Origin of the sequence: Bradyrhizobium paxllaeri (assembly GCF_001693515.2) — a bacterium.
Lineage (GTDB): Bacteria > Pseudomonadota > Alphaproteobacteria > Rhizobiales > Xanthobacteraceae > Bradyrhizobium > Bradyrhizobium paxllaeri.
The window spans coordinates 4137883-4156323 of the sequence record NZ_CP042968.1; the positions used below are offsets into that span (position 1 = coordinate 4137883).

The window sequence follows — 18441 nt, forward strand, 5'->3', positions numbered from 1 at the left end:
GGCACAGCGCTGCCGATGGACGAGGAGACGCTGCAATTCTATCGCCGCAACGCCGAAGCCTATGCCTGGCGCGAGATCACCTCGCGCCAGGCGCGGCTGACGGCGTATCTCGCGCGGCTTCCGCCGAATGCTGCCATTCTCGAACTCGGATGCGGGGCGGGCGGCGACACCGCGGAAATGCTGGCGCGCGGGTTCGACGTTCGCGCGACAGATGGATCGCCGGAAATGGCCGAGCTGGCATCAAGGCGCCTCGGCCGTCCGGTCGAGACGTTGCTGTTCCACGAACTCGACGAGTTCGAGGCTTTTGATGGCGTCTGGGCCAATGCCTGCCTGCTGCATGTGCCGCGCGATCAGCTCGCGACGGTTCTTGCGCTGATCTGGCGCGCATTGAAGCCGGACGGCGTGTTCTTCGCCTCCTACAAGGAAGGCGACGCCGGCGGCCGCGACACGCTCCATCGCTACTACAACTATCCCTCGCAGGACTGGCTGCGTGCGACCTATGCCGAGGCAGGAAACTGGAACGCGCTGTCGATCGACTGCGGCGAGGTCCGGGGATTCGATGACAAGACGGCGCCGATGCTGTTCGTGGTGGCTGAAAAAGGCCGCTGAAGATCGACATCCAACCCCATGATTCCAGTCGGATATTGCTCCGTTGTCTGGGGCGGCTGAATTCGCGGAGAGATGTGGCCGATGGGCTACAGCATTCGAATGCGAATCCAGTAGTAACACTGCCCAAATGCCGATCGCTGTTGCGTCGGGAAGTTCTGGGAATGCCGGACTGGGAATGCTGTAAATGGAATTGAAGACGTATCTGCTGGCCACCGCGCTCGTTGGCCTTGGTTCCGCTCCGACAATCGCCGCAGACCTCGCCGCAAGAAGGCCCTACACCAAAGCTCCCGCACTCGCAGCTGTCTACGACTGGACCGGCTTCTACATCGGCGTCAATGCCGGTGTCGGCAGCGGCCGCGATCGCTTCCAGCACGACTGGCTCGGCACCGGGGCACCCTATTCGTTCTACGCGTCGCCGCAGGGGGGATTCGGCGGTGGCCAGATCGGCTACAATTGGCAGACGGCCTCGGTGTTCGGGCCGATCGTTTTCGGTATCGAGGCGGATATTCAGGGCGCCGGCCTCAGCGATGATCACACCAATTTCTCCGTGGTCGGCATCAACAACAGCTACAGCCAGAAGCTCGACTGGTTCGGCACCGCGCGCGGGCGCGTCGGCATCGCCAATGGCCCGGTGCTGAGCTACGTGACCGCCGGTTACGCCGTCGGCAACGTCAAGACCAGCGCGGTCGAGACGCTCGGCGGCCTCAATGCCAGCTTCTCGACGAACCGCACCCAGAGCGGATGGGTGGTCGGCAGCGGCGTCGAGGCGGCGCTGGGCGGCAACTGGACCGGAAAGATCGAGTACCTCTACCTCAACCTCGGCAACAAGACCGACATCTCGACGCTGTTCGCTCCGACCCCGATCAACACCGAAATCCGCGAAAACATCTTCCGCGTCGGTTTGAACTACCGCATCGGTGGCAATTCGTCCTATGTGCCGGTCGCCGCTGCCAACTGGGCCGGCTTCTACCTCGGCGGCAATTTCGGGTCCGGCACCGGGCGTGATCGCAGCACCCTGAGCGTTCCAGCGGCGCCCATCTTCGAGAACTTCAACCTCGCGCCCGATGGCATCAATGGCGGCGTCCAGGCCGGCTACAACTGGCAGGCCGGCAACGTGGTGTTCGGTCTGGAGGCCGATATCCAGGGCAGCACGCAGCAGGACAACAAGACCTGCATCCTCACCTGCACGCCCGGGCTCTTCGCGGCATATGATGCCACGTTGCCGTGGTTCGGTACGGTTCGCGGGCGGCTCGGTTATTCGGTCGGATCGACCTTGTTCTACGCGACGGGCGGTCTCGCCTACGGCAGCGTCAAGACCAAGATCAACACCAACTCGGTCGCCGGCCTGGTGACGCAGTCCTTCTCACACACCAATACCGGCTGGACCGCGGGCGCCGGCATCGAGACGCCGTTTACGCTGTTGGGATTGCTGGGCCCGAACTGGACGACCAAGACCGAGTATCTCTACGTCGACCTCGGTTCGAACTCGGACAACTTCATCATCGGCGGGACCCCGGCGACGGCAACCCGTTCGGTCACCGAGCACGTGTTCCGCACCGGCATCAACTACCACTTCAACTCGCCGGTCGTTGCGAAGTACTGAGCGCTATTTCAGAGACGCCAATGAAAAAAACCCGGAGCCGAACTCCGGGGTTTTTGTTTTGATCCCGTGGGCTCGAAGGCCTCACACCACCTGGAAGATCGCCAGCGCCAGCACGACCTGCGCCAGGAAGCCGACGGTGAAGGCCAGCGTGCGGAACACGGGCAGGCCAAGCGTGTAGACGATCAGATGGGCGACGCGAGCCCAGAAATAGACGGCGCAGGCATAGACGGTCCATTTGGTGGAGTAGTCGAGATCGTTGAGGATCAGGACCAGCGGCGCAAAGATGATCAAATTCTCGATGGCGTTGTCGTGGGCGAACATCAACCTGTTGGCCCATTCCGCATGCGGCTTGTCGTTGCGCGAGGGGTTAGCCATCGCGCCGGAGAGACCGCGCACCTGGCAGCGGTTGATGATGTAGGGAACCCAGAGCAGCCCGGTCAAAATCACGGTCAGTGTCAGCCAGAACAATTCGCGGGTCATCGGTTCCCCCTCAACTGATTTCAAATCCCGGCGTGGGATGGCCGATTATACCGGACAACGCGAGTCGGCGCTATGCGCGGACCTTGACGTAGCTGCCGGGCGCGTCCTCGATCGGCGGCAGTGCCTCGGAGCCGACGGCGCGCGCGGGCACCCGCTCGGGGTCGAGGCCATCCAGCCATTGCAGCCAGTCGGGCCACCACGAGCCCTTGTGCTCGCTGGCGTTCTTCATCCAGTCGGCGAGCGTGACATCCTTGATGTTGTCGTTGGTCCAGTACTGATACTTGCCGCCTGCCGGCGGGTTGACCACGCCGGCGATATGGCCGGAGCCTGACAGTACATATCTGACCGGACCACCGAAGAACTGTGAACCGTAGAGCACCGAATCCGCCGGCGCGATGTGGTCCTCGCGCGTCGCCAGATTGTAGACGGGCACCTTGACCTTCGACAGGTCGAGCAGCGTGTTGTCGAGCACCATGCTGCCGGAGGAGAGGCGGTTCTCCAGATAGCAGTTGCGCAGGTAATAGGAATGATTGGCCGCCGGCATCCGCGTGGCGTCGGAATTCCAGTGCAGGAGGTCGAAGGCGGTCGGCGGCTGTCCCTTCAGGTAATTGCTGACGACATAGGACCAGATCAGGTCGTTGGAGCGCAGCATGTTGAAGGCCATCGCCATCTTGCTGCCCTCGAGCACGCCCCGCTCTTCCATCTCGCGCTCCAGCGTCGAGATCTGATCCTCGTCGACGAACACAAGCAGATCGCCGGCATGGGTGAAGTCGACCTGCGCCGCAAAGAACGTCGCCGAGGTGACGCGCTGGCGCCGCTTCTCGGCAAGCCAGGCCAGCGTTGAGGCGAGCAGGGTGCCGCCGACGCAGTAGCCGGCAGTATGGACCTTCATCTCACCCGTCACCTTTTCGATGACGTCCATCGCGGTGAGCGGGCCTTCCTTCATGTAGTCGTCGAAGGTCTTCTTGCCGAGTTCCTTGTCTGGATTGACCCAGGAGATCACGAACACGGTGATGCCCTGGTCGACGCACCATTTGATGTAGGATTTTTCCGGCTTGAGGTCGAGAATGTAGAACTTGTTGATCCAGGGCGGCACGATCAAAAGCGGCGTGCGCAGCACGGTCTCCGTCGTCGGCGTGTACTGGATGAGCTGCATCAGCTCGTTCTGGTAGATCACCTTGCCGGGTGTCGTCGCCATGTTGACGCCGACGACGAGATTAGACGGGTCGGACTGGCGGATGCGCAACGTGCCGCGTCCGGCTTCGATGTCTTCCGCCAGCATCTTCATGCCGCGCACGAGGTTGTCGCCATTCGAGGCCAGCGTTTCGCGCAGCACTTCCGGATTGGTCAGCACGAAATTCGAGGGTGCGATCGCGTTGGTGATCTGCTGAACGTAGAATTCGGCCTTCTTGCGCGTGTGCGGATCGACGCCTTCGGCGTTCTTCACCAGTTCCTGGGCCCACTGCGCGGTGAGAAGATAGAGCTGCAGCACGAAATCGAAGAACTGGTTCGATTTCCACTCGGGATCCTTGAAGCGTTTGTCGCGCGGCGACGGCTCGATCGCGGGCTTGGCTTCTTCCCCGGCCATGCGGCGCGCCGCCGAGCCCCAGAGGTCGAGATAGGCCTTGCCCATTTTGGTCTGAAGATGCTCCGCGCGTTCCCGGTCCGACAGCCAGTACTCCGCGACCTTGGTGAAGGTCTTGATGACTTCACCGATTTCGCTGGGCGGCTTGTCCTTCGGTTCCCCGTTCTCGCGCGGCTTGAGATAGGCCGCGAGCGCTTGCCCGCTCGTCTCCATCGCCCTTGCGATGTTCATGGCGAATGCTTCGGCGTTGAATGTTGTCGAAGCCGGGGACTCGGTGTTGACGTCGCTCATATCGGGCACACTATAGCTTCATTTCACGTTCGTCACCGCGCCGATTTGCGTCAGCGGATTTGAGTTAACCCTGTTGTTGCGCTGCGATAAAGTTTTCGTGTTGCGACACATTGCAGCCGCACCTGTTGAATTTGCTCTTTGGGCTTTAATCGTTTCGAGCAACAATGGTTTGAACGGTTCTAGCGAAATCAACGCCCGTGGGACGGTTTGGCGTTGCAAGGCTCGTACCAGCGCATAGATACCGTCGCGATGCGGGGGTGCGCAGGTAGTTGGGGAATTCCGGACGGATGCCGGTCAATCGAACGATAAGGCTGTGGTCGACGGCCGCGCTGTTTGCGTCGGCGCTCGCGCTCGGCGGCTGCTCGACGCAGATTGCGGATATGCCGGGCCTTGGTGTGCCGGCTGACGCGCCGGAACGTCCGAAGGAAGCCGGTGGCTATCTGCCGGTTCATGACCTGCCGCCGGATCGCAACGAGGAAGCGATGAAGCCGGCCGAGCTGGCTAAAATCCAGGCAGAATTGACCGCCGCCCGGGACCGTCAGGCGACGGCTGCGACCCCCGCGAAACCGGCCAAGAAGTGAGGATTTGTCGCAGGCGGCTGGCGTCTCCCCGGCGTGAAGCGGCCCCAGGACCCAAACCGGAGCCAGTTTCGCCAGAAAGCACCATAAGAACTGGCGCTGCCGGGCTCCCGTGGTAAAAGAACCCAATTCAACCGCAGTGCGGGTCCAGAGCCTAAAGACCTCGCGCCTGAATTCGCTCTAAATCCTTGATTAAGCGCGATTTCTGGACGAATCCGATCGGGTTTTGTTGCGCGCGCAGGTTCCCCCGATTCTGTCCTGCCGGTTGTCGGAGCAAGGGTCCCATGGAAGATTTTTACCGCATCCGCCGTCTGCCGCCTTACGTGTTCGAGAAGGTCAACCAGGCCAAGGCAGCGGCGCGCAATGCCGGGGCCGATATCATCGACATGGGCATGGGCAATCCGGACTTGCCGACGCCGCCCCATGTGCTCGACAAGCTGAAGGAGACGCTCGGTAAGCCGCGGACCGATCGCTACTCGGCCTCGCGCGGCATCAACGGCCTGCGCAAGGCACAAGCCGCCTATTACGCGCGGCGGTTTGGCGTGAAGCTCAATCCGGACACCCAGGTCGTTGCGACGCTGGGTTCGAAGGAAGGCTTTGCTAATGTGGCGCAGGCGATTACCGCGCCCGGCGACGTCGTGCTTTGCCCGAATCCGAGCTATCCGATTCACGCTTTCGGCTTCCTGATGGCGGGCGGCGTGATCCGCTCGGTGCCGTCGGAACCGACGCCGCAATTCTTCGAGGCGGTGGAGCGCGCGATCATCCATTCGATCCCGAAGCCGATCGCGCTGATCGTCTGCTATCCCTCGAACCCGACCGCCTATGTCGCCGACCTCGATTTCTACCGAGATCTGGTGGCCTTCGCGAAGAAGCACGAAATCTTCATCCTGTCGGATCTGGCCTATGCCGAGGTCTATTTCGACGACAACAATCCGCCGCCCTCGGTGCTGCAGGTTCCCGGCGCGATCGACGTCACCGTCGAGTTCACCTCGATGTCGAAGACGTTCTCGATGGCGGGTTGGCGCATGGGCTTTGCCGTCGGCAATGAGCGGATCATCGCGGCGCTGGCGCGGGTGAAATCCTATCTCGACTACGGCGCGTTCACGCCGATCCAGGTGGCGGCGACCGCCGCGCTGAACGGACCGGAAGATTGCATCAAGGAGATGCGCGATACCTACCGCAAGCGCCGCGACGCGCTGGTCGAATCGTTCGGCCGCGCGGGCTGGGACATCCCGCCGCCGCAGGCCTCGATGTTCGCCTGGGCGCCGCTGCCCAAGGCCTTCGAGGGCGTCGGCAGCATGCAGTTCGCGACCCTGATGGTGGAGAAGTCAGGCGTGGTGGTTTCGCCGGGCGTCGCCTTCGGCGAGCATGGCGAAGGCTATGTCCGCATCGCCATGGTGGAAAACGAGCAACGTATCCGCCAGGCCGCACGCGGGGTGCGCCGTTTCCTTGAAAGCGGCCTTGAAACGTTGCACAACGTGGTTCCTCTCGCCAACCGGCGCTAATTCCTTTTACTGCAGGTTCTCTCATCCATGGTCGCACCCCTGAGAGTGGGTATTGCGGGGCTCGGCACTGTTGGCGCCGAAGTCGTCCGCCTCATCGAACAACAGTCGCGGACGCTCTCCGAACGCAGCGGGCGCGGCGTGCGCGTGGTCGCCGTCACCGCGCGCTCGAAGGCGAAAAAGCGTTCGCTCGACCTGCGCGGCATCGACTGGGCCAAAAGCCCGCTTGATCTGGCCAGCGACCCCAACGTCGATTGCTTCGTCGAACTGATGGGCGGTGCCGGCGAGCCGGCGCTGTCGGCAATCGAAGCAGCGCTGAAGGCCGGCAAGTCGGTGGTGACGGCCAACAAGGCGCTGATCGCCAAGCACGGCGTGCGGCTGGCGAAGGCCGCCGAGAAGCATGGCGGCGCGCTCAACTACGAGGCGGCGGTCGGTGCCGCCATTCCCGTCATCAAGACCCTTCGCGAAGGCCTTGCCGGCACCGGCGTCAACCGCGTCTACGGCATCCTCAACGGCACCTGCAATTACATCCTGACCCGGATGGAGCAGGAGGGCCTGTCGTTCGCCGAATGCCTGAAGGACGCCCAGCGGCTCGGTTATGCCGAAGCCAATCCGTCGTTCGACGTCGACGGCCATGACACCGCACAGAAGCTGGCGATCCTGGCCAGCCTCGCCTTCGGCACCAAGGTGGCGCAGAGCGCGGTCTATGTCGAAGGCATCTCCTCGATCGCGCCGGAAGACCTGCGCGCGGCCGAAGAATTGGGCTACCGCGTCAAACTGCTTGGCGTGGCGGTGCGCACCGCCAAGGGCATCGAGCAGCGCGTGCATCCGACCATGGTGCCGAAATCGTCTTCGATCGCGCAGGTGATGGGCGTCACCAACGCCGTGACCATCGACGGCGAGGGCATTCCCGCGATCACGCTGGTCGGACCCGGCGCCGGCGGGGCCGCGACCGCGTCAGCGGTGGTCGCCGACATCGCCGACGTCGCGCGCGGCATCCGAGCCAAGCCGTTCGGGCGCCCGGTGGAGCGGCTGCGCGAGACCACCAAGGCGCCGATGGAACGCCACGAGGGCGGCTACTACATCCGCCTGATGGCGCGCGATCTCGCCGGCACCGCCGCCACCATCGCCACCCACCTCGCCAAACAGAAGATTTCGCTGGAATCGATCGTGCAGCGTCATCCCGAAGGCGTGGACGCGAACGGCTCCGCGAAGAAAGCGTCACCGGTTCCGGTTATCCTGATCACCTACGCCACTTCCGAGGACGCGGTCTACCGCGCGCTGGAGGCGGTGCAGCGCGACAAGGTGATCAGCGGCCGGCCGCAGGTGATACGGATCGAAAAGAACTGACGCGCCGTTCGAACCGATCGCGCGTTATAGGATTGATTGCGGGCCGGGAGGCCTGTGCACGTTCAGAGGAGTAAGCCGATGTCGACCCATATTTCCGTTCCGCCGCAATTGCTGCTTGAGCGCATCCTTACGCTCGAAATCGTGCGCGTGACGGAACGTGCTGCGGTTTCCGCCGCGCGGTTGCGCGGCCACGGCCAGGAGAAGGCCGCGGACCAGGCCGCGGTCGATGCGATGCGCCGCGAACTCAACAAGCTGCCGATCGAAGGCACCATCGTGATCGGCGAGGGCGAGCGCGACGAGGCGCCGATGCTCTTCATCGGCGAGAAGGTCGGGCTGAATGCCGGTCCGCAGGTCGATATCGCCGTCGACCCGCTGGAAGGCACCACGCTGTGCGCCAAGAACATGCCGGGCGCGATCGCGACCATGGCGATGGCCGATGGCGGCACGCTGCTGCACGCGCCCGACGTCTACATGGAGAAGCTCGCGGTCGGTCCGGGCTACGCCAAGGGCGTGGTCGAGCTCGACGCATCGCCCGCCGACAACGTCCGCCGGCTCGCGAAGGCCAAGGGCGTCGATCCGGCCGCGATCACGGTGCTGGTGCTCGATCGCCCGCGCCACGCCGACATCATCGCCGGCGTCCGCTCGACCGGCGCCGCGGTGCGCCTGATCACCGACGGCGACGTGGCCGGCGTGATCCATTGTGCCGACCCTGACAACACCGGCGTCGACATGTATATCGGCACCGGCGGCGCGCCCGAGGGCGTGCTGGCGGCGGCGGCGCTGCGCTGCATCGGCGGCCAGATGCAGTGCCGGCTGATCCTCGACAGCGACGAGAAGCGCGCGCGCGCCCACAAGATGGGCGTGACCGATCCGAAGATGATCTACGGCATCGAGGACATGGTGCGGGGCGACTGCCTGTTTGCTGCAACCGGCGTCACCACGGGCTCGCTGCTCACGGGCGTCAAGTTCCGCAAGGATGTGATCGAGACCGAAACGGTGGTGATGCGTTCGGTGACCGGCACGGTGCGCACCATCAAGGCCGAGCATCGGCAGTTGGATAAATTCCACCTGGATTGAGTTGGTGACGACGTCGTTCCGGAGCGATGCGAAGCATCGAATCCGGAACCTCGAGATTCCGGGTTCGATGCTGCGCATCGCCCCGGAATGACGAACAAGAAGAAAAAAGCAGGGGAAGCGGCCAATGTCCGACGTATCAGCCGTGAAGGCGCTGGTGTTCGACGTGTTCGGCACCGTCGTCGACTGGCGCACCAGCCTCATCAACGATTTTACCGAGTGGTCGAAGACTTCGGGCATCAAGGCGGACTGGACCGCTTTGGTCGACGGCTGGCGTGGCGTCTACATGGCCTCGATGGACGAGGTACGCAAACATCCCGAGCGCGGCTATCAGATCCTGGACACGCTGCACCGGCGGTCGCTGGAAAAGCTGGTGGCTGAATTTTCGATCAAGGGCCTGAGCGACGCCGATCTGCATTACCTGACCATGGGCTGGCATCGCCTGCATCCATGGCCGGACAGCGTGCCGGGGCTGACGCGGCTGAAAAAGAAATACATCATCTCGCCGCTCTCCAACGGCAACGTCGCGCTGCTCACCAACATGGCGAAGTTTGGCGGCCTGCCGTGGGATCTGATCATGTCGGCGGAATTGTTCGAGCACTACAAGCCCGATCCCGAAACCTATCTCGGCGCTGCCAAGCTGCTCTGCTTGCCGCCGGAGCAGGTGATGATGGTCGCCGCCCACAACAACGACCTGAAAGCCGCGCAGCAGAACGGCCTCAAGACCGCCTTCGTCGCACGTCCGACCGAATACGGCCCGCACCAGAAATACGATTTCGAGGCCAAGGGCGATTGGGACATCGTAGCCAACGATTTCAGCGGCATCGCCGACCGGCTGGGGTGCTGACTATTCCGCGCGCCTATCCCGCGCCGGCCTGAATCACGCCGAACCACCCGAGCCCCTTGTAAGTCTCGTAGCCGGGCGTGGCGTGGAAGGCGACCATTGCGCCGGAGCGGTCCTGATGGAAGCCGGAGCGTCGCCCTTCCAGCGGGAGCGAAATCCGTTCGGTGAGCAGGCCTTGTCCGTCGGACGCCGCGATCACCCGGAAATTCGAATCGACCAGCAGCACGCGGGCCTTGTCGGCGGCGCCGACGCGCACGCCCTGGACGATGGCGCGGGCCTGCGGCTCCCAGTCGAAATGGATCGCCAGCACGCCGGTCGGTTTGCCGTTGGCCTTGCCGCCTTCGCGCACGCTGGCGCAATAGGTCACGACCTGGGCATTGCCGAGCAAGGGCTGGCATTCGACATCGCCAATGGCGTAATCGTCGCCGGAGCGCAGGGCGCGCGCGGCGCGGAACCACTTGGTCGCGGCCACGTTCTGCCCGACGGCGCCAAAGCGATCGGCGCGGCCATTGGCCAGCACATGGCCGTCGAGGTCGCAGAGCCAGAGATCGAGATAGACGGTGTAGGCGCCGAGGATCACGGCCATTCGTTCCGAGGCGTGGCTGACGGCGGCAGCTTGCGGCGATGCCGCGCAATCGACCACGGCGGAGTCGGTCGCCCACCAGCGCACGTCGCAGGTGCGCTCATAAAGGTTGCGGTCGATCAGCTCGATGGCGTTCAGCGACAGGTCGACCATGCGCTCGCCGCGCGAGCGGTCGGCCATCTGCGCGATCGAGTTCATCAGATTGCCGGTCCGGTTGGTGAGCTGGCTTTCGAGCTCGCGGGCGATGGTTTCGACCTGCTGGCCGACATTGCGGACCTCCTGCGCTACCACGGCAAAGCCCGCGCCTTGCGCGCCGGCGCGCGAACTCTCGATCAGCGCGTTCAGCGCCAGCATCTTCATCTGGTTGGTGATCTTCTGGATCGACTTGGTCTTCTCGCAGGCGACCTGGTTGACCTCGGCGGTCAATCTGGCGATCAGCGCGGAAACGTCGGCTTCGTCCTCGGTAGCAGCCGCATTGGCCGGCTGTTTTGCGATCGTTGCAGTCTGGGAGCGAAGCGCGACGGACATTGGCGGGACTTCCTCAGTCTTTTGTGCTCTCGCCGTCTCCTGCAGATCGACTGGACTCAACGAGGGCGTGTTGGGTCATTTGTCGGGGAACATGGCTAACGATTGGTTTAAATTCGGCTGTCCAGCGGGTAGTTTGGCGGAACAGGCTGCATCTTCTTTGTGCAGGTTGCTTTTATCGGCAGCAGCCCCACAGCAGGTGTTGCCGAATGGCGCGAAAATCCGTTGCCCGCGATTCGTCGGGGAATGGAGAGCGCTATCGACCCGTTTGCGTTTGCCGACAGTCCGCTTTGCCCCTAGTTTCTCGCAGGCATCATGATCCTCCCCGCATCCGCACTACCCGTTGAAGCACCGCCAGCCTTTCTCGGCGTGGCGCGCTCGGCGACCGGCAAATTGTGGCGCGACCGGCTCGATGCCAGGGGGGCGGCGCGGGCGCTGGCGATCACCCAGCGCTACCAGTTGCCGGAGATGCTGGCGCGCGTACTGGCGGGCCGCGATGTCGGGATCGACGATGTCGAGGATTTCCTCGATCCGACCATCCGCAAAATGATGCCGGATCCCCACACCGTGACGCAGATGGAGGTGGCCGCCAAACGCATTGCTGACGCAGCCCAGCGCGGCGAGAAGGTCGCAATCTTCGGCGACTACGACGTCGACGGCGCGACCTCGGCGGCGCTGCTGGCCTGGCACTTGCGCCATTGTGGACTCGATCCGCTGATCCATATCCCCGACCGCATCTTCGAGGGTTACGGGCCCAATGTGGAGGCGGTGCGGGCGCTTGCCGGCCGAGGGGCGACGCTGCTGGTGACGGTCGATTGCGGCACTACCAGCATCGAGCCGCTGGCGGAAGCGAAGAAGCTCGGCATGTCCGTCGTCGTCATCGACCATCACCAGACCGGGGACGAATTGCCCGAGGTCGATGCGCTCGTGAATCCGAACCGGCCGGATGATCTCTCCGGCCTCGGCCATCTCGCCGCCGTCGGTCTCGTGCTGATCACGCTGGTCGCGGTGAACCGGGAATTGCGGGTCCGCAGCTTCTGGAATGCTGAGCGGCCGGAGCCGGATCTGCTCGGCATGCTGCATCACGTCGCGCTCGGCACGGTCGCCGACGTCGCGCCGCTGATGGGGCTCAACCGCGCCTTCGTCGCCAAGGGACTGATCGCGATGCGCCGCCGCGACCATGTCGGCCATACCGCGCTGATGGATGTGGCGCGGCTGAACGGGCCGCCGGAAGCCTGGCATCTCGGCTTCATGCTGGGGCCGCGCATCAATGCGGGCGGCCGGATCGGGCGCGCCGATCTCGGGGTGCGGCTGTTGCTGGAGGGCGATGTTTCGGAAGCCGCACGGATCGCGGCCGAACTCGACCGCCTCAACAGCGAGCGCCGCGTCATCGAGCAGGCGGCGGAAGCGCAGGCCGAAGCCGAGGCGCTGGCCTCGCTCGGGCTCGAGGACAAGGGTGCGGTGATCGTCACCGCCGCCGAAGGCTGGCACCCCGGCATCGTTGGCCTGGTCGCCTCGCGGCTGAAGGAGAAGTTTGCGCGTCCAGCCTTTGCCATTGCGCTGGAGCCGGGCGGCATCGGCACCGGCTCGGGCCGCTCGATCTCGGGCGTCGATCTCGGCAAGGCAGTGCGACAGGCGGTGAAGGAACGGATCCTGATGAAGGGCGGCGGTCATGCCATGGCGGCCGGCGTGACGCTGCGAAAGGAGAAGCTCGCGGAGTTTCGCGCCTTCATGGAAAGCGCGTTGGCCGAGGATGTCGCCAATTCGCGGCACGAGAACGAGCTGTTCATCGACGGCGCGATCAGCGCGCGCGGCGTGACGGTGGAATTCGCCAACACGCTGAACCGCGCCGGGCCGTTCGGCGCCGCCAATCCGGAGCCGGTGATCGCGCTCCCGGCGCATCAGCTCGTCTATGCTGATGAGGTGGGTCAGGCTCACTTGCGCGTGCGCTTCAAGGCGGGTGACGGCGCGATCGTCAACGGGATCGCGTTCCGCGCGGTCGGACAAAAACTCGGCCAGGCGCTGACGCAGAACCGCGGCCAGCCGCTGCATGTCGCTGGCTCGCTCGCCGTCGATCGTTTCCAGGGGGCCGAGCGCGTGCAAATGCGCGTGCTCGACGTCGCGGTGCCCGATCCGGGACCGGCCGTGATCAGGTAGTTCAACAACCAAGAACAACAAACGGGAGAAGAAATGACAGGGCAGGTTCAGGGCAAGGTCGCATTGGTGACGGGCGGTGCATCCGGCATTGGAGAAGCGGTTTCGGAATTGCTGGCGCGCGAGGGTGCGTCGGTCGCCGTGACCGACGTGGACGATCTCAGAGGTCCCGAGGTCGTCGCGCGGATCAAGAAAGCCGGCGGGGAGGCGAGCTTTTGGCATCACGACGTCACCAGCGAGGAGCGCTGGATCGAGGTCGTGGCCGATGTCATGAAGCGTTACGGCCGGCTGGACGTGCTGGTCTCCAATGCCGGCATCGGCATTTCGGTGCCGTCGATCACCGAGATGTCGCTTGGGGATTGGCGGCGGCAGACCGCGATCAATCTCGACGGCGTGTTTCTCTCGGTGAAGCACTGCCTGCCCGTGATGCGCAAGACCGGCGGCGGCTCCGTCATCATGATGTCATCGCTGGCGGGCCTGCGCGGCGCGGCGGGGTTGTCCGGCTATTGCGCGACCAAGGGCGGCGTGCGGCTGTTCGCCAAGGCCATCGCGATGGAATGCGCGACCTTCGGCGACGGCATCCGCGTCAACTCCGTTCATCCCGGCATCATCGACACGCCGATCTGGGGCAAGATTCCGACGGAGGCTGCGGGCCAGGGACAGAACGCGCCGATCGATCCCGAGGAGCGTGCCAAAATAGCGACGCCGCTGGGGCGTGCCGGCCACGCGGAGGAGATTGCGCAGGGCGTGCTGTATCTGGCGTCCGATGCGTCGCGCTATGTGACCGGCACCGAGCTCGTCATCGACGGCGGCATGTTTGCGGGCGGGATTGCGCGGAGGGTGTGAGGCGTAACCCGTGGCGGAATTTGCTTCCTTGCGGTGACGGGCATCAGGGCACTATTGGGGCGCTGCGGTGAATTGCGCCCGCAACCAGGCCTGCACGGCTTCGACCGGTTCGCTCAGCGGCCTGTCGCGGCCGCGCACCAGGTGCAAGGCGAAGCCTTCAAGCTCCGGTCCGAACGGGACCTCCAACGAGCCCTGCGCCAGTTCGTCGGAGATCAGCAGCAGGCCATGCAGCGCGATCCCGGCGCCGGCGACCGTTGCCTGGATCGCATGAGTCTCATCGCTGAAGCGCAAGCCCGCCCGCGCATCGATGCCGTCCACGCCGGCAATTTTCATCCAGCGGCGCCAGGTCGGATTGCGGGGATCGTGACGATACCAGTCGAAATGAAGCAAGGTTGCTGACGGCAGGTCGGATGCCTTCTTGATACCGAGACGCGGACTTGCCACCGGCGCAAAGCGATCTACGGTCAGGGTCTCGGCGATCAGATCCGGGTGGGTCCGGGGCCATAGCGCAAGGCGAGATCAGCGACACCCGAACCGAGGTCGACGGCTTCCAGCGTCGCGAGCAAGGTGAGATCGATATCCGGTCGTGTCTTGTGAAATGCCGCGATGCGCGGCACCAGCCACTTCGCCGCGAAAGCCGGCGTCGCGGAGAGCGTCACCACGGTGCGCCGCGGCGTGCGGCTCAAGCCGTCGATAATGCGTGCGAAGGAATCGAAGCCGTCGCGCAGGACCGGCAGCAATACTTGCCCCGCCGCCGTGAGCAGCACCTGGCGCGTGCGCCGTTCGAACAAGCTTACGCCGATCGCTTCCTCGAGCTGCCGCACCTGATGACTGATCGCCGTTGGCGTGACGTGCAGTTCGTGTGCTGCGCGCTTGAAGCTCAGATGTCGCGCGGCGGCTTCGAACGCGCGCAGGCCAATCAATGGAGGCAGGCGTCTCATCGCTGCAGCCTATAGATGAATTATGCTCAGCCATAGGCTGAGTAATTTGCGTTTGTCAATGCGGCTTTCTGCACCGATTTAAGAACCAGCAGATGAACGGAGATATGCCATGAAGCTGTTACGGATAGATTCCAGCGCGCGTTCCCAAACCTCCGACCAAAGTTCGCGCGGATCGCATACACGCAGGCTCACCAATCGGTTTACCCGGCGCTGGCTGCAAGAGCGGCCGAATGACGTTCTGATCAGTCGCGATGTCGGCCAATCGCCGCCGCATCCCGTTGCCGAAAAATGGGTCGGCGCCGCCTTCACCAAGCCCGACCGGCGTGAGGCGTGGATGAGCGAGACGCTGGCCGAAAGCGATGCGCTCATCGACGAACTGATCGCCGCCGATTTGGTCGTCGCCGGCGTGCCGATGTACAATTTCGGGATGCCCGCGCAATTCAAGGCCTATATCGACAATGTCGTGCGGGTCGGTCGCACCTTCGGTTTTGACCGTTCTCGGCCGGACGATCCCTATACGCCGTTGCTGGCGGGGATGGACAAGCGCCTTGTCTTGCTCGGGTCGCGCGGCGATTACGGGTACGATCCGGGCGGCCGCATCGCTCACATCAATCATGTGGAAGGGGCGATCCGCGATGTGTTCGCCTTCCTCGGCGTCACCGCATTCCACAGCATTGCAATAGAGTATGACGAGTTCGGCGGTGATCGATTGCAGGCGTCCATTGCGGCGGCCGAACGCGCGGTCGATGAACTGGTCGATCAAATAATGCAGGAAGCGGAGCAGCGGGAAATGGCCTGAGCCCGTCGCGTCACGGAGCTTGACGGGAGGAGGCTTGATGATCCCTTCGCTTCCGATCCTGGCCGCTATCCGCCCTGCCTCAACCGCGCCAGCACCTTCAGTCCGCCATAGCCGTCAGCCGGCAACAGCCCCATCTTGGTCTGGTAGTCCCGGACAGCCTTCATGGTGTCGTTGCCGACGCGGCCGTCATTGCCGCCGGTGTCGAAGCCGGCCTTGGTCAAACGTGTCTGCAGCTCCTGCACTTCGGGGAGCGTGAGCGCGCGTTCGGAGCCGGGGAAGGGGTTGATGAACGGCGGCGCGCCAAGAATGCGGTCGCCGAGATGGCAGATCGCCAGCGCGTAGTTCATCGACGGGTTGTAGCTCTTCACCGAATAGAAGTTCGGACCCAGCAGGAACGAAGGGCCGCCGGCGACCGGCACCCACATCTGCGCCGATGCGTTCGGCTGCGGGAACGGCTTGCCGTCGGCGCGCGTGACTCCGGCGCTCGCCCATGCGGCGTAGGTCCGGCTGCCGCTCGATGCGCCGCCGGAACTGCGGACCTCATAACCCCAATGCTCGCCGCGGTGATACTTGCCGCGGTTGAGCAGATAGCGCGCGCTGGAGCCGAGCGCATCGTCGGGCTTGCCGAACGGCGAGACGCGGCCGTCCTTGTCGTAGTCCATGCCGACATTGAGCCAGACTTCCGGCATCCATTGCGTGTGGCCCATCGCACCGGCCCAGGAGCCCCGCATCTCCTCCGGCGTGCCCCAGCCGCGGTCGACGATTTTCAGCGCGTTGATCAGCTCGGTTTCCCAATAGGCGCGGCGGCGCGGCTCGTTCCATGCGAGTGCGGCGAGCGCCGGAAAGATCGGGCGCATATGGTTCTGCTGAACCAGGGGATCGCCATAGGCCGATTCAACGCCCCACAGCGCCAGCAGCGTGCCGCGCTCGACGCCGAAATCCTGCTCGATCCGCGCGAACAGCGCCTCGTGCTTTTTCAAGGCCTCGCGGCCGTTGATGATGCGCCAGTCGGAGACGCGGCGGTTGATGTATTGCCAGATCTGCTCGTGGAATTCCGGCTGCTTCTGCATCTGCCGGAACACGGTCATGTCGGGCTCGATGCGCCCCATCACCCGCGTCCAAGTCGCGTCCGAAATGCCTTTGGCCGATGCGCGCGCGCGAAAATTGTCGCGCCACTGGTCGAAGCCGGCCGGCGCGGCAAAGGTGACGGATGGCGCGGCAAGCAGGATGCCGCCGCCGAGGCCGGCTTTCAGTAGGGCGCGGCGGGTTGGGAGGATCGGAGAATCGGGCTGTTTCATGCCCCCATTCTACCGGGGCGGGACGCTAGGGCCAAAAGCCATGACGCCGCGGGAACCGGGCGATTTCTTACAAATCAGTAGCAATTCGGGCGAGCCAGCGGCGGATCGTGCGTTGCGCCTCGGCGGAGAGCCCGGCCGCTAGCCGCCGTTCGACCGTCTCGGCGTGGCGGCGGCATCGACCCAGCAGCGTTGCGCCCCGCAGCGTCACCGTCCATTGCAGCATCCTGCCGTGGACCGGGTGCGGGGTTTTGCGGATAGCGCCGTCGCGCTCGAGATTACGGATGATGACGCCGACGGTCTGCGGCGTCAGCATCGCCACCCGCGCGAGCTCCGCGCCTGATAGCCCGGGATAGGCCTTGAGCATCGTCAGCACCACGAATTGCGGCGAGGTGACGCCGAGTTCGGCCAGCGACCGTTCCATCGCCAGCCGGGTCGCACCTTGCGCCTGCCGCAGGAGATAGGCGAGGTAGCCCTGTTCGCCGCGCTTGCCTTCGCCGGGCGGAGGCGGACGCAGCATTAATGGTGTGCGACTTTCCTGCTGCGACTGCCGCCCGGTTTTTCCGGCCACCGCTGTTTGCTTCGCTTGCGGCGTTTTTGCCGACGTGCTCTGCGATCGCGCCGCCGTGTTTTGCGATGCCTTGCGCTGCATATCAGTGCTCTTATAATAAATCAGAGCACTGATAACATGAGGAACGGCCGATGTCACACGCCCGCAAAGAGTACAAGGATTTCATGGCGCTGACGCCGGATGCCTATGCGGCCGTGCTGGAACTCAGCCAGATCGCCGGCAAGGCGGGCGTGGACAAGCAATTGCTCGAACTGATCAAGCTGCGCGCCTCGCAGATCAACGGCTGCGCCTTCTGCGTGCAGTACCACATTCTGGAAGGCGAGAAGCTCGGCGTGCCCACCGACAAGCTCAATCTCGTGGTGGTCTGGCGCGAGGCGCCGCAGTTCTCGCAACGCGAGCGCGCGGCGCTGGCCTGGACCGAAGCGCTGACCTTGCTGAGCGAGGGCGTCAGCGACGAGGTCTATGCGCAGGCGAGCGCGGAGTTCTCCGAGAAGGAGCTGGCCTATCTCACTTCGGCGGTCGCGGCGATCAATGTCTGGAACAGGTTCGGCGCGGCGTTCCGCTGGACGCCGCCGGCGCGGAAGCAGGTCGTGGGGGCTGCGGCTTCGTAAGCGGCGGAAACTGCCGTTGATAATGCGCGCGGTTCTTGCGCCAAAGAACTTCGCGCTCGGTTGCTTAACCTGGATCGAGCGAAACGGCAGAATGCCGGGTCGGAAAGACTGCGACAGCTCCATCACCCGTTGATCTAGATGATTGCTTGCTGACGAGCCGCGGAGCGTCATCGTGACAGCCTCTGAGCCAGCGAGGCAGG

Annotated in this window: 16 protein-coding genes and 1 pseudogene; 11 read left to right on the plus strand and 6 right to left on the minus strand. The window is 64.2% G+C overall.

Annotation, left to right across the window (positions count from 1 at the left end; translation table 11 throughout):
- Positions 1-15: 15 nt before the first annotated feature.
- Together LMTR21_RS19745 and LMTR21_RS19750 are read left to right on the plus strand one after the other, a co-directional pair.
- The gene (locus LMTR21_RS19745; RefSeq protein ID WP_065756297.1) at positions 16-609 is read left to right on the plus strand and encodes a class I SAM-dependent methyltransferase; all 594 of its coding nucleotides are present in this window, start codon (positions 16-18) and stop codon (positions 607-609) included.
- A 190-nt stretch (positions 610-799) separates the two neighbouring features.
- A complete protein-coding gene (locus LMTR21_RS19750; RefSeq protein ID WP_065756345.1) occupies positions 800-2212 on the plus strand; it encodes an outer membrane protein in 1413 nt (470 codons plus the stop codon).
- 81 nt (positions 2213-2293) lie between these two features.
- On the opposite strand, the gene LMTR21_RS19755 is transcribed toward LMTR21_RS19750, so the two are convergent.
- Together LMTR21_RS19755 and LMTR21_RS19760 are read right to left on the minus strand one after the other, a co-directional pair.
- Positions 2294-2692 (minus strand): MAPEG family protein, encoded by a 399-nt coding sequence (locus LMTR21_RS19755; RefSeq protein WP_057863514.1) that lies wholly within the window; start codon positions 2690-2692, stop codon positions 2294-2296.
- Positions 2693-2762: 70 nt separating this feature from the next.
- The gene (locus LMTR21_RS19760) at positions 2763-4568 is read right to left on the minus strand and encodes a PHA/PHB synthase family protein (RefSeq protein ID WP_065756296.1); all 1806 of its coding nucleotides are present in this window, start codon (positions 4566-4568) and stop codon (positions 2763-2765) included.
- 287 nt (positions 4569-4855) lie between these two features.
- Here LMTR21_RS19760 and LMTR21_RS19765 point away from each other — a divergent pair, with 287 nt between their 5' ends.
- The 5 genes from LMTR21_RS19765 (at position 4856) to LMTR21_RS19785 (ending at position 9919) form a co-directional block, all read left to right on the plus strand.
- A complete protein-coding gene (locus tag LMTR21_RS19765; protein ID WP_065756295.1) occupies positions 4856-5149 on the plus strand; it encodes a hypothetical protein in 294 nt (97 codons plus the stop codon).
- Between the two features lie 281 nt (positions 5150-5430).
- Positions 5431-6651, plus strand: a complete 1221-nt coding sequence (locus LMTR21_RS19770; protein ID WP_065756294.1) for an LL-diaminopimelate aminotransferase — start codon at positions 5431-5433, stop codon at positions 6649-6651.
- Between the two features lie 27 nt (positions 6652-6678).
- Positions 6679-7998 (plus strand): homoserine dehydrogenase, encoded by a 1320-nt coding sequence (locus LMTR21_RS19775; protein ID WP_065756293.1) that lies wholly within the window; start codon positions 6679-6681, stop codon positions 7996-7998.
- A gap of 78 nt (positions 7999-8076) precedes the next feature.
- On the plus strand, positions 8077-9075 hold the full coding sequence (glpX, locus tag LMTR21_RS19780; RefSeq protein ID WP_065756292.1) for a class II fructose-bisphosphatase: 999 nt from the start codon (positions 8077-8079) through the stop codon (positions 9073-9075).
- A 124-nt stretch (positions 9076-9199) separates the two neighbouring features.
- Positions 9200-9919, plus strand: coding sequence for a haloacid dehalogenase type II (locus tag LMTR21_RS19785; protein WP_065756291.1), 720 nt, complete (start codon positions 9200-9202; stop codon positions 9917-9919).
- A gap of 13 nt (positions 9920-9932) precedes the next feature.
- Here LMTR21_RS19785 and LMTR21_RS19790 read toward each other — a convergent pair whose 3' ends face one another.
- Positions 9933-11027 carry a methyl-accepting chemotaxis protein gene (locus LMTR21_RS19790; RefSeq protein ID WP_065756290.1) on the minus strand — a complete coding sequence of 365 codons (1095 nt, stop codon included), beginning with the start codon at positions 11025-11027 and terminating at the stop codon, positions 9933-9935.
- 312 nt (positions 11028-11339) lie between these two features.
- On the opposite strand from LMTR21_RS19790, the gene recJ reads away from it, so the two are divergent.
- Together recJ and LMTR21_RS19800 are read left to right on the plus strand one after the other, a co-directional pair.
- Entirely contained in the window at positions 11340-13181 is a 1842-nt protein-coding gene (gene recJ, locus LMTR21_RS19795) for a single-stranded-DNA-specific exonuclease RecJ (protein WP_065756289.1), read from the plus strand.
- A 33-nt stretch (positions 13182-13214) separates the two neighbouring features.
- Positions 13215-14024, plus strand: a complete 810-nt coding sequence (locus LMTR21_RS19800; protein WP_065756288.1) for an SDR family NAD(P)-dependent oxidoreductase — start codon at positions 13215-13217, stop codon at positions 14022-14024.
- 51 nt (positions 14025-14075) lie between these two features.
- Here LMTR21_RS19800 and LMTR21_RS41840 read toward each other — a convergent pair.
- Positions 14076-14965, minus strand: a pseudogene (locus LMTR21_RS41840) (LysR substrate-binding domain-containing protein).
- 109 nt (positions 14966-15074) lie between these two features.
- Here LMTR21_RS41840 and LMTR21_RS19810 point away from each other — a divergent pair.
- The gene (locus tag LMTR21_RS19810) at positions 15075-15764 is read left to right on the plus strand and encodes an FMN-dependent NADH-azoreductase (protein WP_065756287.1); all 690 of its coding nucleotides are present in this window, start codon (positions 15075-15077) and stop codon (positions 15762-15764) included.
- Positions 15765-15829: 65 nt separating this feature from the next.
- Here the strand turns inward: LMTR21_RS19810 and LMTR21_RS19815 are convergent, their stop codons facing one another.
- Entirely contained in the window at positions 15830-17062 is a 1233-nt protein-coding gene (locus tag LMTR21_RS19815; protein ID WP_065756286.1) for a lytic murein transglycosylase, read from the minus strand.
- 67 nt (positions 17063-17129) lie between these two features.
- Positions 17130-17579, minus strand: a complete 450-nt coding sequence (locus tag LMTR21_RS19820) for a MarR family winged helix-turn-helix transcriptional regulator (protein WP_141688630.1) — start codon at positions 17577-17579, stop codon at positions 17130-17132.
- A gap of 182 nt (positions 17580-17761) precedes the next feature.
- Between LMTR21_RS19820 and LMTR21_RS19825 the strand changes: the two genes are divergently transcribed.
- Entirely contained in the window at positions 17762-18241 is a 480-nt protein-coding gene (locus tag LMTR21_RS19825) for a carboxymuconolactone decarboxylase family protein (RefSeq protein ID WP_065756285.1), read from the plus strand.
- Positions 18242-18441: the final 200 nt, after the last annotated feature.

What these genes read in the sequence shown, in the direction of transcription:
- LMTR21_RS19825 (WP_065756285.1), top strand. Translation starts at nt 17,762, where the DNA reads ATGTCACACGCCCGCAAAGAGTACAAGGATTTCATGGCGCTGACGCCG.
- LMTR21_RS19770 (WP_065756294.1), top strand. Translation starts at nt 5,431, where the DNA reads ATGGAAGATTTTTACCGCATCCGCCGTCTGCCGCCTTACGTGTTCGAG.
- LMTR21_RS19755 (WP_057863514.1), bottom strand. Translation starts at nt 2,692, where the DNA reads ATGACCCGCGAATTGTTCTGGCTGACACTGACCGTGATTTTGACCGGG.
- LMTR21_RS19790 (WP_065756290.1), bottom strand. Translation starts at nt 11,027, where the DNA reads ATGTCCGTCGCGCTTCGCTCCCAGACTGCAACGATCGCAAAACAGCCG.
- LMTR21_RS19745 (WP_065756297.1), top strand. Translation starts at nt 16, where the DNA reads ATGGACGAGGAGACGCTGCAATTCTATCGCCGCAACGCCGAAGCCTAT.
- LMTR21_RS19810 (WP_065756287.1), top strand. Translation starts at nt 15,075, where the DNA reads ATGAAGCTGTTACGGATAGATTCCAGCGCGCGTTCCCAAACCTCCGAC.
- LMTR21_RS19820 (WP_141688630.1), bottom strand. Translation starts at nt 17,579, where the DNA reads ATGCTGCGTCCGCCTCCGCCCGGCGAAGGCAAGCGCGGCGAACAGGGC.
- LMTR21_RS19800 (WP_065756288.1), top strand. Translation starts at nt 13,215, where the DNA reads ATGACAGGGCAGGTTCAGGGCAAGGTCGCATTGGTGACGGGCGGTGCA.
- LMTR21_RS19765 (WP_065756295.1), top strand. Translation starts at nt 4,856, where the DNA reads ATGCCGGTCAATCGAACGATAAGGCTGTGGTCGACGGCCGCGCTGTTT.
- glpX (WP_065756292.1), top strand. Translation starts at nt 8,077, where the DNA reads ATGTCGACCCATATTTCCGTTCCGCCGCAATTGCTGCTTGAGCGCATC.
- LMTR21_RS19785 (WP_065756291.1), top strand. Translation starts at nt 9,200, where the DNA reads ATGTCCGACGTATCAGCCGTGAAGGCGCTGGTGTTCGACGTGTTCGGC.
- recJ (WP_065756289.1), top strand. Translation starts at nt 11,340, where the DNA reads ATGATCCTCCCCGCATCCGCACTACCCGTTGAAGCACCGCCAGCCTTT.
- LMTR21_RS19775 (WP_065756293.1), top strand. Translation starts at nt 6,679, where the DNA reads ATGGTCGCACCCCTGAGAGTGGGTATTGCGGGGCTCGGCACTGTTGGC.
- LMTR21_RS19815 (WP_065756286.1), bottom strand. Translation starts at nt 17,062, where the DNA reads ATGAAACAGCCCGATTCTCCGATCCTCCCAACCCGCCGCGCCCTACTG.
- LMTR21_RS19760 (WP_065756296.1), bottom strand. Translation starts at nt 4,568, where the DNA reads ATGAGCGACGTCAACACCGAGTCCCCGGCTTCGACAACATTCAACGCC.